The organism is Mesorhizobium shonense (assembly GCF_040545255.1).
GTDB classification, from domain to species: Bacteria; Pseudomonadota; Alphaproteobacteria; order Rhizobiales; family Rhizobiaceae; genus Mesorhizobium; species Mesorhizobium shonense.
In genome coordinates this window covers 148,875-163,269 of the sequence record NZ_JBEPLM010000002.1, presented here as the reverse complement: position 1 = coordinate 163,269, position 14,395 = coordinate 148,875, and the positions used below count along the sequence as shown (strand labels likewise).

The 14,395-nt window shown below is 64.8% G+C and carries 10 protein-coding genes; 4 read left to right on the top strand and 6 right to left on the bottom strand.

The genetic code is table 11. The features are described from left to right. Positions 1-12 precede the first annotated feature (12 nt). The 4 genes from ABID26_RS06225 to ABID26_RS06210 all read right to left on the bottom strand — a co-directional run bounded on the left by ABID26_RS06225 (position 13) and on the right by ABID26_RS06210 (position 5,420). Complete coding sequence (locus ABID26_RS06225) at positions 13-1,401, bottom strand: aldehyde dehydrogenase family protein (protein WP_354414511.1); 1,389 nt, start codon at positions 1,399-1,401, stop codon at positions 13-15. Positions 1,402-1,563: 162 nt separating this feature from the next. Further along, complete coding sequence (locus tag ABID26_RS06220; RefSeq protein WP_292299776.1) at positions 1,564-2,934, bottom strand: glutamine synthetase family protein; 1,371 nt, start codon at positions 2,932-2,934, stop codon at positions 1,564-1,566. Between the two features lie 88 nt (positions 2,935-3,022). Then, a complete protein-coding gene (locus ABID26_RS06215) occupies positions 3,023-4,579 on the bottom strand; it encodes an amino acid permease (RefSeq protein WP_126098007.1) in 1,557 nt (518 codons plus the stop codon). A 22-nt stretch (positions 4,580-4,601) separates the two neighbouring features. Beyond that, positions 4,602-5,420 carry an N-formylglutamate amidohydrolase gene (locus ABID26_RS06210; RefSeq protein ID WP_292299774.1) on the bottom strand — a complete coding sequence of 273 codons (819 nt, stop codon included), beginning with the start codon at positions 5,418-5,420 and terminating at the stop codon, positions 4,602-4,604. 145 nt (positions 5,421-5,565) lie between these two features. Between ABID26_RS06210 and ABID26_RS06205 the strand changes: the two genes are divergently transcribed. The 3 genes from ABID26_RS06205 (at position 5,566) to ABID26_RS06195 (ending at position 10,917) form a co-directional block, all read left to right on the top strand. Beyond that, entirely contained in the window at positions 5,566-6,396 is an 831-nt protein-coding gene (locus ABID26_RS06205) for a MurR/RpiR family transcriptional regulator (RefSeq protein ID WP_292299773.1), read from the top strand. A gap of 241 nt (positions 6,397-6,637) precedes the next feature. After that, positions 6,638-7,789, top strand: a complete 1,152-nt coding sequence (locus tag ABID26_RS06200; RefSeq protein WP_354414508.1) for an efflux RND transporter periplasmic adaptor subunit — start codon at positions 6,638-6,640, stop codon at positions 7,787-7,789. After that, a complete protein-coding gene (locus ABID26_RS06195; RefSeq protein ID WP_292371380.1) occupies positions 7,786-10,917 on the top strand; it encodes an efflux RND transporter permease subunit in 3,132 nt (1,043 codons plus the stop codon). The genes ABID26_RS06200 and ABID26_RS06195 overlap by 4 nt, the downstream gene beginning before the upstream one ends. 242 nt (positions 10,918-11,159) lie before the next feature. Here the strand turns inward: ABID26_RS06195 and ABID26_RS06190 are convergent, their stop codons facing one another. Further along, positions 11,160-12,197, bottom strand: a complete 1,038-nt coding sequence (locus tag ABID26_RS06190; protein WP_292299765.1) for a zinc-binding dehydrogenase — start codon at positions 12,195-12,197, stop codon at positions 11,160-11,162. Positions 12,198-12,202: 5 nt separating this feature from the next. Beyond that, positions 12,203-13,444, bottom strand: a complete 1,242-nt coding sequence (locus ABID26_RS06185; protein WP_292299763.1) for an acyl-CoA dehydrogenase family protein — start codon at positions 13,442-13,444, stop codon at positions 12,203-12,205. Between the two features lie 120 nt (positions 13,445-13,564). On the opposite strand from ABID26_RS06185, the gene ABID26_RS06180 reads away from it, so the two are divergent. After that, a complete protein-coding gene (locus tag ABID26_RS06180) occupies positions 13,565-14,380 on the top strand; it encodes an SDR family oxidoreductase (protein WP_126098000.1) in 816 nt (271 codons plus the stop codon). Positions 14,381-14,395 lie beyond the last annotated feature (15 nt).

Genomic DNA, 14,395 nt, shown 5'->3' with positions numbered 1-14,395 from the left:
TCTTTCGAAAAATCAGATCGTTTCGCGCAGGTGATAGGATTTCGGGCGGGTCAGGTTGTCGTAGCCGATGGCCGAGAGTGCCGCGCCCTTGCCGGTGTCCTTGACGCCGGTCCAGACCAGCGCCGGATCGAGATAGTCGCAGCGGTTCATGAACACCGTGCCTGTCTCGACGCGGTCGCCGATCGCCACCGCGCGCTCGGCGTCGCGCGTCCAGATCGAAGCCGTCAGCCCGTAAGGGCTGTCGTTCATCAGCGCGATCGCCTCCTCGTCGCTGCGCACCTTCATGATGCCGACGATCGGTCCAAAGCTTTCCTCGCGCATGACGCTCATCTGGTGGTCGACCCCGGTCAGCACTTCCGGCGCCAGATAGGGCGAGCCCGCTCTGTCGTTCTCGACCTTCATGTTGATATGCCCCTTGGCGCCCTTGCGCAGCGCCTCTGCCTTCTGCTCGCGGATCAGGTCGGCGAAGCGCGCCTGCGCCATCGGCCCCATGGTCGTGGCCTCATCCAGCGGATTGCCGACGACATAGTTCTTCGTCTCGGCGACAAAACCTTCGACGAACTCGTCATAGACCTTCTCATGCACATAGACGCGCTCGATGCCGCAGCAGCATTGGCCGGAATTGTAGAAGGCGCCGTCGACGAGGTTGGCGATCGCATGGTCCATCTTGGCGTCGGGCAAAACATAGGCCGGATCCTTGCCTCCGAGCTCGAGGCCGAGCGTCATGAAGGTACCGGCCGCCGCCTTCTCGATGGCGCGGCCGCCGGCGACCGAGCCGGTGAAGTTGACGTGGTCGATCTTGCCCGAACCGAGCAGCTTCTCGGTCTGGTCGTGGTTCATGACCAGGTTCTGGAACAGGCCCTTGGGCAGGCCCGCCTTGTCGAACGCCTGCTGGAACCGTTCGCCAACCAGCAGCGTCTGCGCCGCATGCTTGAGGATGACAGCACTTCCGGCCATCAGCGCCGGCACGATTGTGTTGACCGCCGTGAGATAGGGGTAGTTCCACGGCGCGATCACCAGCACGACGCCGAGCGGCACCTTCTTCACATAGCGGCTAAACCCATCCTTCGGGTTGGAGGCCATGACCGGCTTCAACGCAGCTTCAGCGATCTCGACCATGTAGTTGGTGCGTTCCTTGACGCCGCCGAACTCGCCGCCATAGCGCACCGGCCGGCCCATCTGCCAGGCGATCTCCGGCACGATCTCGTCGCTCATGCCGACCAGCGCTTCCAGCATCGCCAGCATGTATTTGCCGCGCTCGACAATCGGTGTCTCGGCCCATTTCTCCTGCGCCGCCTTGGCGCGCTCGACAGCCGCGTTGATCGCCTGGTCGCTTGCGACCGGCCGCTCGGCATAGATCGAGCCGTCGATGGGGGATTTGAGTTTGACCGTTTCGGTCATGTCTTCCTCGCAGTTTTGCAACAATCGAAAGTCATCTGCCTGGCGCTGCATTCACGCGCCGGCCGCCACCATCTTCCCGAATGCCGGCGGCGAGACGGTGGAGGCTCCACTGCCCTCACCCGCTCATCGCGAGGAGAAGGGCAGTGCTGATCTCACGGCACCCTAATACCGTTCAAAACCCCGGTGCAGTTCCCAATCCGTGATGCGGCGGTCGTATTCGAACTGCTCCCAGCGAGCGGTGTGCACGTAGTGTTCGACCACGTCCTCGCCGAAGGCCTGCTCCAGCATGGCAGAGTTCGCCAACGTCTCGGTCGCATCGCGCAGGGTCTTCGGGATTTCCGGCAGCTGCGACGCCTGATAGGCATCGCCGACGAACGGCTTCTGCAGCTCCAGCTTCTCGTCGATGCCGGCAAGGCCGGCGGCGATCAATGCCGCGAAAGCGAGATAGGGATTGAGGTCGGCGCCGCCGATGCGGCACTCCATGCGGATACCCTTGGTGCCTTCGCCGCAGAGCCGGAAGCCGGCGGTGCGGTTGTCCTCGCTCCACATGATCTTGGTCGGCGCGAAGGTGCCGGCCTGGAAGCGCTTGTAGGAGTTGATGTAGGGCGCCAGGAACCAGGTGAACTCCTTGGCGTATTTGAGCTGTCCCGCCGCCCATTGCTGACCGAGCGTCGACAGCGTCCACTCCGCATTTTTATCGAAAAACAGCGGCGTCTTGCCGTCGGCGCTCCACAGCGAATTATGGATATGGCTGGAGTTGCCGGCGAGGCCGTAATTGTACTTGGCCATGAAGGAGATGGCCTTGCCTTCGGAGTGGGCGATCTCCTTGGCGCCGTTCTTCAGGATGACGTGGCGGTCGGCCATTTCGAGCGCCTCGGCATAGCGCACGTTGATTTCTTCCTGGCCCGGGCCCCACTCGCCCTTGGAGTTCTCGATCGGAATGCCGGCCGCTTCCATCTCGTTGCGCAGCCGGCGCATCACGCCTTCTTCCTTGGTGGTGATGCCGATCTGGTAGTCGCCGATATAGGGCGAAGCGGTGTCGAGGCCCTGCCAATGCTTCCTGCGGGCGGAATCGTAGGTTTCGCTGAACAGGTAGAATTCGAGCTCGGAGGCGAAATAGCCGATATACCCGCGCTCCTTGAGCCGCTGGATCTGTTTCTTCAGGATCGCGCGGGGTGAGTGTGCCAAATCCTCATGATCATGGTGATCGAGCACGTCGCAGATGACCAGCGCCGTCTTTTCCAGCCACGGGATACGCCGCAGCGTCGAAAGATCGGGCTTCATGACGAAGTCGCCATAGCCCTTCGACCAGCTCGCCGCCTTGTAGCCGGGCACCGGCTCCATATCGATGTCGGCGGCCAGCAGATAGTTGCAGCCATGCGTTTCGCCATGCGCGGAATCGACGAAATACTGGGCCAGGAAGCGCTTACCCGCGAGCCGTCCCTGCATGTCGACGATGCAGGCCAGCACGGTGTCGATCTCGCCGTTGGAGACCGCTTGCTTCAACTGATCGAACGAGAAATTCCCGGCCATTCCTTTGGCACTCCAGTACTTGTCGGTTGAAAAGGAAGAAACGAGGCCATGGCCGGCATGATGCCGGCCATGGTCATGAGGTGAAGTATCAGTGGCCGGTCTCGCCGACCGCCTGTTCGGCCGCCTTGATCGCCGCCTGGCGCGCCGCGATGATGTCGCCGAGCGGCGGGCCTTGGAAGCGGTTGCGCTCGAAGGCGAACCAGACGATCGCCGTCAGGATGAAGAAGCCGACGGTGATGTAGAGCGCCCAGTCGTTCGGCGGCTGGATGCCGATGACGAAGATCAGGATCATCGACACGAGTGACAGGACCGAGAACAGCATGAACAGGCCGCGGCCCATGTTCCAAGGGCCCATCTTGTCCCACTTCGGCGTTCCCCACGCCGCCATGCCGAGCACGATCGGCACGATAAAGGAGAGGAACAGGAAGATGACGGTGCAGGAAACAACGATCGTGTAGGCCGAGGTGCCCGCGACCGAGACCACCGATGAGCCCCACACGAACAGTACCGACAGGATCGAGGCTGTCCAGATCGCCGCCACCGGCGTGCGGTGGGCGGGGCTGACCTTGGCGAGCGCCGACGAACCCGGCAGGCCGCCGTCACGCGAGAAGGCGAAGATCATGCGCGAGGCCGAGGTGACGGTGGCGAGACCGCACAGGAGCTGCGCCAGGAATACGACGAGGTAGACGAACTCCTTGAGCCCGGTGCCGACACGCTGGTCGAAGGCCCAGAAGAACACGTTCCAGCCCTGCTTGGCGGCGTCGTCCATGTTCGGGATCATCAGGATGAACGCAGCCAGGAACAGATAGCCGAACAGCGCCGACCAGATGACCGACATGACCATCGCGCGCGGCACCGAAGAAGCCGCCTTGATGGTTTCCTCCGACGTGTGCGCGGACGCGTCGTAGCCGGTGATGGTATAGATCGGCAGCAAGAGGCCAAGCGCGAACACCCAGGCGTTGGACACCGATGGCCACACACCGTTGCCCGCATCGCCGGAGTAGTTGTGGAAGGTGAAGAGGCGGCTGAAGTCCCAGGTCTCGGCCGAGAGCAGGCAGACCACCGCGATCAGGATCGAGCCGAAGAAGATGAGGTAGCCCGAGAAGTCGGTGAGCTTCGCCGTCAGCTTGATGCCGAGGTGGTTGATCAGCGCCTGGGCGCCGGTGATGATGATCAGGAAGATCATCTGGTTGGTCAGCGTTCCCTCGATGCCCAGCGCCGGCCCGAAAGCGCCGATGAAAAACGTCCAGGTGCCGACATTGATGGCGCCGAGCACGGTGATCAGGCCGAGCAGGTTGAGCCAGGCCGTCACCCAGCCGGTGCCGCGATTGCCGAGGATGGAGCCCCAGTGATAGAGGCCGCCGGCCGTCGGATAGGCGGAGCTGATCTGCGACATCGCGACCGCGAAGGTGAGCGACACGAAACAGCCGACCAGCCAGCCGATGCCGATGCCGATGCCGCCCGCGCCCGACGTTGCTTGCGCCAGCGAGTTGATGCCGCCGGACAGGATGCAGATGATGGAGAAGGAAACCGCGAAATTCGAGAAGCGGCTGAGGCGCCGCTCGAGTTCCTGGGCATAGCCCATGCTGTGAAGGACCTTTATGTCCTCCGCCTTGTCGACTTCGTTATAGTCTTGCGCTGTCATGTTGGAAGTCCCCTGTTGGTTCTTAGCTGGCCGACTCTACTGACTTTCCCATTACGCGTTGTCGGGAGCCCCTGGCCTCCTCGGGCTCCAGATTCGAAAATATCCCTGTGAGCAGGTCCGCCCATTTCCGCTGCCCGGTCTCGCCGGAGATTTCATCGTTGCGGATTTCGATCATCGCGCAGGCAAGACCGCGTGGGCGCGCGTGCTTTTCCAGCGTGAAATAGACGCGGTCGGCCGGCGAATAAGGTTCGTTGACGCCGACGCTGACGCCGGCAAGCCGCTGCAGCGCCGATATCAACGGCGCTGCCAGTCTGCGGTCGTCGTCGTGGATGATGCCGATATGCCAGGGCCGGCTCTTGCCCTTGTAGACCGGCGTGAAGGAATGCACCGACACAAGCCGCGTCTCCTGGCCATATGCCAGCCGTTGTTCGATGATCTGCGCAATCGTGTGGTGGAATGGACGCCACGCCAGGTCGATCCGCGCGCCGCGTTGTTTGTCCGAAAGGCCGGTGTTGCCGGGAATGGCCGTCGTTTCGCTGACCGGCGGCACGAGGTCGGGTGCGTCGAGCGGCCGGTTGCAGTCGATCACCAGACGCGAGACGCGGGTTTCGACCAGCGTGGCGTCGAGCGCCTCGGCCATGCGGCTTGCGACGGGAAGCGCGCCGGGATCCCAGGCGATGTGGCGGGAAAGGTCCCCGACCGGCAGGCCGAGCGTGCCGAATTCCGCCGGCAGGAAGTTCGAAGCGTGGTCGCAGGTGAAGACGAAGGGGCTCGAGCCGCCAGGGTTGGTCACCCTTACGGTCTCCGACGGTGCAAGGCTGGTGGGCCGTGCTTTCTCCATAATGCCGTCCCCTGGGGAGCGCTGTATCGTATGTTACGTATTTTGCCTCATTGCGTCCCTGTGGATGATTTCATACAGTTTGCCCGGCTTTGTCAAACGCCAATTCCGAAAACGGCGCCGACCAGGTCAAAGGGTGGGGAAAACGATGATTTCCAGCATTGCCGAACTGATCTCGGACCGCATCGGCACCATGCCGGCGGGCGAGCGCCGCGCCGCGCAGACGCTGATTGCCAATTATCCGCTGACCGGGCTGAAGACGGTGGCCGAGTTCTCGACCGCAGCGGGGGTTTCGTCACCGACGATCCTGCGTTTCGTCGCCAGGCTCGGCTTCCAGAATTATCCCGAATTCCAGTCGGCGCTGCAGGATGAACTCGCCGCGCAATTGCAGTCTCCGGCATCGCGCACGCTCAACCCGGCGTCGCCCGCCAGCGGCGGTGCCGCATCCCCGATGCTGGAGGCGACGCTCGACAACATGCGCGAGACGTTCCGGCACCTCTCCGACAAGCAGTTGGCCGATATCGCCACAAGGCTTGCCGAGCGGCGCGGCAAGACCTTCCTGATCGGCGGCCGCTTCACCGACCCGCTGGCCCGCTACATGGCCGCCCATCTCGCCATCATCCAGCCGGACGTCTACCACCTCGCCGGCCAGGAGAGCATCTGGCGAGACCGGCTGATCGACATGGGCAAGCGCGACGTGCTGGTGATCTTCGATATCAGGCGCTACCAGGAGAGCCTGGTCCGCTTCGCCGAGAAGGCGCACCAGCGCGGCGTGCAGATCGTGCTGTTCACCGACCAATGGCTCTCGCCGATCGCCCGCTTCGCCCGCCATGTGATCGCCGGGCGCACCGCCGTGCCCTCGGCCTGGGATTCCTCGGCCGCGCTTCTCGTCGTCGTCGAGACGCTGATCGGCGCCGTCACGAGACAGCTCGAAGCCGCCGGCGCCAAGCGCATCCGCGACCTGGAAAGCCTACGCTAAAGCAATCCCAGGAAAAGTGTGTAGCGGTTTTCCGTTCGGAATTGCGTAAAATAAGCCGAACCGGAAGTCGGCACGCGATCCGGCTTCACGTTACCGAGATTTAATGTGCACGATTGCGTGATAATTGCCATAAACCGCTGATATCGGGGTGTGGCGTGGCCGGTTTTCGCCCCCAGCCCGTATCGTCGCTGTGCCTGCTTCCGCCTGGAACCGGTAGACGAATCCTGCCGCTGGAGTGTCGATGTCGAGCTGGAATCAGGTTGTTGTTGCGCTTGTGATCGTGGTCGCCGCCGCGGCCGCCTGGGTACGCTTCTATCCCAGTGCGCCTGAGATATTGGCGCGCCGGGGCATGGACTGGGCTATCGCCGCTCCTGCCACGGAGAGCGCTTCGACTGGCTCTGCCCGGTCCGGACGCAACCGCGCAGGTCAGGTCGTGACCATCGTCGCCTCGCCGGCCGGCACCGCCACAATCAACGACAGGCTGCAGGCGATCGGCACCGGCCGCGCCAACGCGACCGTGACGGTCAATCCGTATTCCGCCGGCCGCCTTACCGAATTGCTGGTCCAGTCCGGCACCCATGTCGAGAAGGGCGACGTCATCGCAAAGCTCGACTCCGAAACCGAGGTCATTGCACGCGATCGCGCCCAGGTGGCGATTGAAGATGCTCAATCCAAACTCGACCGGGTGAAGTCGCTGCGGGCTTCCAATGCCGCCACGCCGGTGGCCGTCGCCGATGCCGAGGTGGCGCTCGCCAATGCCAAGCTGGCATTGCGCGATGCCGAGCTTGCGCTGGAGCGCCGCTCGATCGTGGCGCCGCTCGAAGGCACGGTCGGCATCCTGCCCATCGCCGCCGGCAACTACGTCACCAGCCAGTCGGCGATCGCCACGCTCGATGATCGCTCGAGCATCCTGGTCGACTTCTGGGTTCCTGAACGCTTCGCTGCCGCGGTCAAGGTCGGCGCGCAACTGTCGGCCACGCCGCTCGCCAACCCCAATCAGGTCTATAGCGGCACGGTTTCGGCTATAGACAACCATATCGACGAGAACAGCCGCACGCTGCTCGTCAAGGCGACCATCGCCAACCCGGCCGATTCGCTTCGCGCCGGCATGTCGTTCCAGATCGGCATGAAATTCCCCGGCGACACCTATCCGGCCGTCAGCCCTCTGGCCATTCAGTGGGGCACCGACGGCGCCTATGTCTGGGCTGTCGAGAACGGCAAGGCCAAGCGTGTGCCGGTGCGCATCATCCAGCGCAACACCGAGACCGTGCTGATCGACGCTCCCGTCGAAAGCGGCGACATGGTGGTGACCGAAGGCACCCAGAGCGTCAGCGAGGGCGGCGATGTCCGCATCGCCGGCGAGGACCGCGCGACCGGAGCCGAAGGCTCATGAGCGCCTCCGGCGATCCGGCCGCGGGGTCGGGCCTGACGGCGCTCTTCATCCGCAGGCCGGTCATGGCCTTCGTGCTGAACACGCTGATCGCGGTCGCAGGGCTGGCCGCCTTCTGGGGCGTCGAGGTGCGCGAACTGCCGGATGTCGACCGCCCCGTCATCACCGTCAACACCACCTTCGAGGGCGCTGCCGCCGAAACCGTCGACCGCGAGTTGACCGACGCTATCGAGGGCGCCGTCGCGCGCGTCTCCGGCGTCAAGTCGATCTCGTCGACTTCGTCCTTCGGTCAGAGCCGCGTCACCATCGAGTTCAACGACGGCGTCGACCTCAATGTCGCCGCATCCGACGTGCGCGACGTCGTCAGCCGTATCACCAACCAGTTGCCGGAGACCGCCGACGCCCCGCGCATCGTCAAGGCCGACGCCAATTCCGACGCTGTGATGCGGCTTGCCGTCACCTCCGACACCATGTCGGTGCAGGACATGACGGTGCTGGTGCAGGATCGTATCGAGGATGAGCTCGCCGCCGTGCCCGGCGTCGCCGACGTCCAGGTTTATGGCGATCGCGACAAGATCTTCCGCATCGATGTCGACCAGAACAAGCTGGCGAGCCACGGCTTCACCGTAGCGGATCTGCGCAAGGCGCTCGCCTCGGTGGCATTCGATTCCCCGGCCGGCTCGATCACGACGACCAACCAGGACCTCATCGTGCGCACGACCGCCGACGTCACCACGCCGGAGGAATTCGAAAATATCGTCATCGGCGGCGCAACCCGCATCCGCGACGTCGCCACCGTGACGCTCGGCCCCGACATCGGCCAGACCTCGCTGCGCTCCGACGGCAAGACCGGCATCGGCCTCGGCATCATCCGCCAGGCGGAATCGAACACGCTGGATATCTCCACCGGCGTCAGGGCGGCCGTCGAGAAGCTGCAGCAGAACCTGCCGCAAGGCATGTCGATCAAAGTCACCAGCGACGACGCGGTCTTCGTCAACGGCGCCGTGCACGAGGTCGAGATCGCGTTGGTGCTCTCCGTCTCGATCGTGCTCATCGTCATCTACGCCTTCCTGCTCGACTGGCGTGCGACGCTGATCCCCGGCCTGTCGATGCCTGTCGCCATGATCGGCACCATCGCCGCGATCTATCTCGCCGGCTTTTCCGTCAACATCCTGACGCTGCTGGCGCTGGTGCTGGCGACAGGCCTTGTCGTCGACGACGCCATCGTCGTGCTCGAAAACATCGTGCGGCGCCGCAACGAGGGCATGGGACCGCGCGCGGCCGCCGTGCTCGGCACCCAGGAAGTGTTCTTCGCCGTCGTCGCCACCACGCTGACGCTGGTCGCGGTCTTCGTGCCGATCTCGTTCCTGCCGGGACAGACCGGCGGCCTGTTCCGCGAGTTCGGCTTCGTGCTGGCGATGTCGGTGCTGCTCTCCTGCGTGGTGGCGCTGACGCTGTGCCCGATGCTTGCTTCGCGCATGCTCTCCAGCGTCTCCCTCCATCACGACGGCGGCAGCGGTATCGGCGCCCGCATCGGCGGCGCATTGCACCGCCTTTACAAGCGCTGCCTTCATGCCTGCCTCGCCGCGCCCTGGATCGTGGTGCTCGCAGCACTGCTCTTCGCCGGCACCGCCTTCACGCTGTTCGGCACCATCCGCCAGGAGCTGACGCCGACTGAGGACCGCGCTGTCGTTTTGTTGCGCATCAACGCCCCGCAAGGCGTCAGCCTCGACTACACGACCGAGCAGATGCGCAAGATCGAGCGGCTGATCCAGCCGCTGCGCGATTCCGGCGAGATCCGCTCGACCTTCGAGAATGCCGGCAACAATGGCTCCTACAACTCGGGCTTCATGGTGATGACGCTGGCGCCATGGGACGAGCGCAGCCGCAGCCAGCAGGAGATCATGGCCGACATCGGCCGCCTGACCAAGCAGGTGCCGAGCGTGCGCGTTTTCCCCGTGCAGCCCAACAGCCTCGGCATCCGCGGTGCCGGCAACGGCCTGCAATTCGCGCTGGTCGGCAACGACCGCAAGGCGTTGAGCGAGGCGGCGGTGAAGATCGTCGACGAGATGCGCCAGGATCCGCGCTTCCAGACGCCGCGGCTTTCCGTCGATCCGACGCAGCCGCAGCTGGCGGTGGCCATCGACCGCGAGCGTGCTTCCGACCTCGGCATCGACATCACCGGGCTCGCCGACACGCTTCAGGCAATGCTCGACGGCAACGATGTCGTCGACGTCTACATAGCCGACCGCAGCTACGGCGTGAAGCTGGTCTCCACCACCAACCCGATCAACGATCCGACCGATCTCGAAAACATCTTCCTGAAAACGTCGGATGGCCGCTTCGTGCCGATGTCGACCATCGCCACGCTGACCGAACGCGCCGTGCCGCCGTCTTTGACGCGCGAACAGCAGCAGCCGTCGGTCGCGATCACCGCCAACCTCGGCGGCGGCTTCGCGCTCGGCGAAGCGCTGACCCGCGCCGAGGAGATCGCGACGCCGCTTCTGCCGCCGGGCGCGCGTATCCTGCCGCTCGCCGAAGCGGCGACGCTCGGCGAAAGTAACAGCGCCATGATCGCCGTGTTCAGTTTCGCGCTGGTCATCATCCTTCTGGTGCTGGCGGCACAGTTCGAGAGTTTTGTCAGCGCCGTCATCATCATGGCGACGGTGCCGCTCGGGCTGGCCTGCGCCATCTTCGCGCTGCTGCTCTCAGGCACCAGCCTCAACGCCTACAGCCAGATCGGACTGGTATTGCTGGTCGGCGTCATGGCGAAGAACGGCATCCTGATCGTCGAGTTCGCCAACCAGTTGCGAGACCGCGGGTTTGGCGTGCGCCAGGCGATCGAGGAGGCCGCCACCATACGGCTCCGCCCGGTGATGATGACCATGATCTGCACCGTGCTCGGCGGCGTGCCGCTGGTGCTGGCATCGGGCGCCGGCGCCGAGGCGCGCATCGCTCTCGGCTGGGTGATCGTCGGCGGCCTCGGGCTGGCCACCGTCTCGACGCTGTTCCTGACCCCTGTCGCCTACCTTCTGCTCGGCCGCTTCGTCATGCCCAAGGCGCATGAGGAAGCACGGCTGAAGCGCGAGCTCGAAGAGGCCGCTTATACCAACGTCGAGCCGGCGGAATGATTAGCTCTCCTCTCCCCGTCACTATACGGGGAGAGGATGCCGGTCCACCCTCCGCAGCTGCAGCGCAGCTGCTGCGGAGGACGGGCAGGCAGGTGAGGGGCAGCGCCTGCTTGCGAGATTACCGCCTGATACAGACGATAGCGAAACGCCGGCAGCACGGCCAGTCACAGCGGTCAGCGCCGCCCCTCATCCGCCCTTCGGGCGCCTTCTCCCCGTAGAACGGGGAGAAGGAAAGTCCGCGCTTACGGCTTGATAAACACCTTGCCGTTCGGCTTGGCCAACTCGGCCGGCAGCCGCGCCATCGCCTCTACCAGCGGCACCACCGCCGTCACGTCGGTCGACCAGCGCCCGTCGGAAAAGCGCTTTTGCGCCTCCAGCACCGCCGGGCCGAGCCGGTCGCGGAATTGCCGCATCCATTCGGCCAGCCAGAAGCCCTCGATGCGCTTGTGCTGGAAGATCAACTGGCCGGGCTCGCGGATCACCGTCGGCTCGGCATCGAGCCGGCCGTAGACGATCCAGCGCGAACGCTTCGGCATGGCATTGAAGATGGCCGAGGCCAACGGTCCGGTTACCGCATCGAGGAAGATGCGCGGCTGCTCGGCCTTGATCGCCTCGCGCAGCTTGGCCTCGAAATCCGCAGCCTTCTCGTTGAGCACATGGGCGGCACCGAGCTCCTTCAGCAAAGGAATCTGTTCGTCGCGGCGCACGGTGACGATCGGGCGGAAACCGTCCTCCTTCGCCAGCCCGATGATCAGCTTGCAGAGCTGGCTGGCGCCGGCGGTCATGATGAAGGCCTTGTCGCCTTCCTGCTTGACGATGCCGAACATGGCGAGCGCGGTCAGCGGATTGACGATCATCGCCGCGGCGTCCTCGTCGCGCACCGTGTCGAGCAGCGGAATGCAGGACGCGGCCTCCGCCACCGCATAGTCGGCCCATGCTCCCCAGTTCGACACACCGGTGGCGAAGGCGACGCGCTTTCCCTCCAGGCTCTTTGCATAGGGGTCATCGCCGGTAGCGACGACGATGCCGACGCCTTCGAAGCCTGCCGGCTGGCCCTTCACGCGCGGCTGGCCGTACTGCCCCTTGACGAAGGCGATGTCGGACGGGTTGATCGAGGCGAGGCCGACCTTGATCAGCGCCTGCGTCGGTCCCGGCGCCGGCACGGCGATGCTGCCCGGCCGAAGATAAGGCTCCACCGCCTCCAGCGCGCCGGCCGAAGGCGTTTTGGTGTAGCCGTCGCCGACAAGCAGCAAGGCCTTCATTTCCGACGGAAGCGCCATGGCGATCACACCTTCTCCTGCGTGTATTTCCTGAGCTCGCTGCGCGCCACCTGCCGCCGATGCACTGCGTCCGGCCCGTCGGCAAGCCGCAGGGTTCTGAGATGTGTCCAGGAGCGGGCGAGCGGCGTGTCCTGGCTGATGCCTTGCGCGCCGAACATCTGCACCGCCTCGTCGGTGACCTTGAGCGCGACGCGGGGTGCCACGACCTTGATCTGGCTGATCCAGGGCGCGGCGGCGCGCGCATCGCCCTGGTCGATCATCCACGCCGCCTTGAGGCAGAGCAGCCTGGCCATCTCGATCTCCATCCGGCACTCGGCGATGATGTCGAAATTGGCGCCGAGCTTGGCCAGCGACTGGCCGAAAGCCTCGCGCCGCACCGAGCGCTGGCACAGCATCTCCAGCGCCATCTCGGCCTGGCCGATGGCGCGCATGCAGTGATGGATGCGGCCGGGCCCCAGTCGCCCCTGCGCGATCTCGAACCCCCTGCCCTCGCCGAGGATCAGGTTCGCCGCCGGCACCCGCACGTCCTCGAACCTCAGATGCATATGGCCGTGCGGCGCGTCGTCGTCGCCATAGACCTGCATCGGCCGCAGCTTGGTGATGCCCTTGCTTTCCGCCGGTACCAGGATCATCGAATGCCGGCGATGCTGCGGCTCGTCGTCAGACCCGGTCCTGACCATGGCGATATAGATGGCGCAGCGCGGATCGCCGGCGCCCGATGCCCACCATTTCTCGCCGTTCAGCACATAATCCTCGCCGCTCCGCTCGCAACGCATCGAGATGTTGGTGGCGTCCGATGAGGCGACGTCCGGTTCGGTCATCAGATAGGCCGAGCGGATCTTGCCCTCGAGCAGCGGCTCGAGCCATTCCTGCTTATGCTCCTCTGAGCCATAGCGCTCCAGCACTTCCATGTTGCCGGTGTCGGGCGCCGAGCAGTTGAAGGTCTCGGCGCCGAGATGCGCCTTGCCCATCTCCTCCGCCAGATAGGCGTATTCGACCGTCGACAGGCCGTAGCCGCGCTTGGAATCGGTCAGCCAGAAATTCCACAGGCCGCGCTTGCGCGCCGTCTGCTTCAGCCCTTCCAGGATCTCGGTCTGCCTCGCCGTGTAGGCCCAGCGGTCGCCGTTCCTGCCGACCTCGGCCAGAAACTCCTCGCCGAGCGGCGCGATCTCGTCGCGCACCATCGCGGCCACGCGCTGATGGATCGGCTTCAGCCGCTCGGTCATGCCGAGATTCATGTCCACCATCGGTTCAGGCCCTTTCGCAGATGCATCTTTACCCGTGGCAAGGATGACCGTACTTCGGCTAGCCTTGTCAACGCGAGTCCTTCGGTTCCGGCCGGGACCAGGCACGTGGGAGGAATTAGGATGAGCTATCTCGACAAGCTGTTCTCGGTCGCCGGCAAGACCGCGCTGGTGACCGGTGCAGCAACCGGCATCGGCCGCATGGTGGCGACCGCGCTGGTGCGGGCCGGCGCCACCGTGATGATCGCCTCGCGCAAGGGCGAGGACTGCGTCCGGGTCGCCAGCGAGCTCAATGCGCAGGGAGGCGACGGCCGGGCCGAGGGCTTTGCCGGCGACGTGTCCAGTGAAACAGGTATCGCAGCTCTGGTCGCCGAGGTTAAGGTGCGGACGGACCGGCTGCATGTCCTGGTCAACAATGCCGGCATTTCCTGGGGCGCGCCGCTGGAGGAATTCCCCTACCACGCCTGGGCGAAGGTCTTCGGCGTCAACGTCACCGCCGTCTTCCACCTGACGCGGGAACTTTTGCCGCTGCTCGATGCCGCCGCAAGCGACGAGGATCCTGCCCGCGTGATCAATCTGGGCTCGGTGATGGGGACCCAGCCGCTGGCCGACGATGCCTATTCATACACGGCGTCGAAAGCCGCCGTGCATCACCTTACGCGCACGCTGGCGATCGAGTTCGCGGGGCGCCGCATCACCGTCAACGCCTTTGCGCCCGGCCCCTTCCAAAGCCGGATGACGGCGTTTGCCACCGCCACCGAGGAGCAGGCGAAACATGTCGGTAACCACGTTCCGCTGGGCCGTATCGGGGGACCGGATGACATTGCCGGCGCAACGCTCTATTTGTGCAGCCGTGCCGGAAGCTATGTCACCGGCGCCATCCTGCCGATCGACGGCGGCCAGTCGGTGCAGCACGGGATGACATTGTTCAAGGAATAAGGCGTCCGGCTCAAG

Excerpts from the sequence above, each read along its gene's own strand:
- ABID26_RS06225 (WP_354414511.1), bottom strand. The coding sequence starts at position 1,401 with ATGACCGAAACGGTCAAACTCAAATCCCCCATCGACGGCTCGATCTAT.
- ABID26_RS06220 (WP_292299776.1), bottom strand. The coding sequence starts at position 2,934 with ATGGCCGGGAATTTCTCGTTCGATCAGTTGAAGCAAGCGGTCTCCAAC.
- ABID26_RS06215 (WP_126098007.1), bottom strand. The coding sequence starts at position 4,579 with ATGACAGCGCAAGACTATAACGAAGTCGACAAGGCGGAGGACATAAAG.
- ABID26_RS06210 (WP_292299774.1), bottom strand. The coding sequence starts at position 5,420 with ATGGAGAAAGCACGGCCCACCAGCCTTGCACCGTCGGAGACCGTAAGG.
- ABID26_RS06205 (WP_292299773.1), top strand. The coding sequence starts at position 5,566 with ATGATTTCCAGCATTGCCGAACTGATCTCGGACCGCATCGGCACCATG.
- ABID26_RS06200 (WP_354414508.1), top strand. The coding sequence starts at position 6,638 with ATGTCGAGCTGGAATCAGGTTGTTGTTGCGCTTGTGATCGTGGTCGCC.
- ABID26_RS06195 (WP_292371380.1), top strand. The coding sequence starts at position 7,786 with ATGAGCGCCTCCGGCGATCCGGCCGCGGGGTCGGGCCTGACGGCGCTC.
- ABID26_RS06190 (WP_292299765.1), bottom strand. The coding sequence starts at position 12,197 with ATGGCGCTTCCGTCGGAAATGAAGGCCTTGCTGCTTGTCGGCGACGGC.
- ABID26_RS06185 (WP_292299763.1), bottom strand. The coding sequence starts at position 13,444 with ATGGTGGACATGAATCTCGGCATGACCGAGCGGCTGAAGCCGATCCAT.
- ABID26_RS06180 (WP_126098000.1), top strand. The coding sequence starts at position 13,565 with ATGAGCTATCTCGACAAGCTGTTCTCGGTCGCCGGCAAGACCGCGCTG.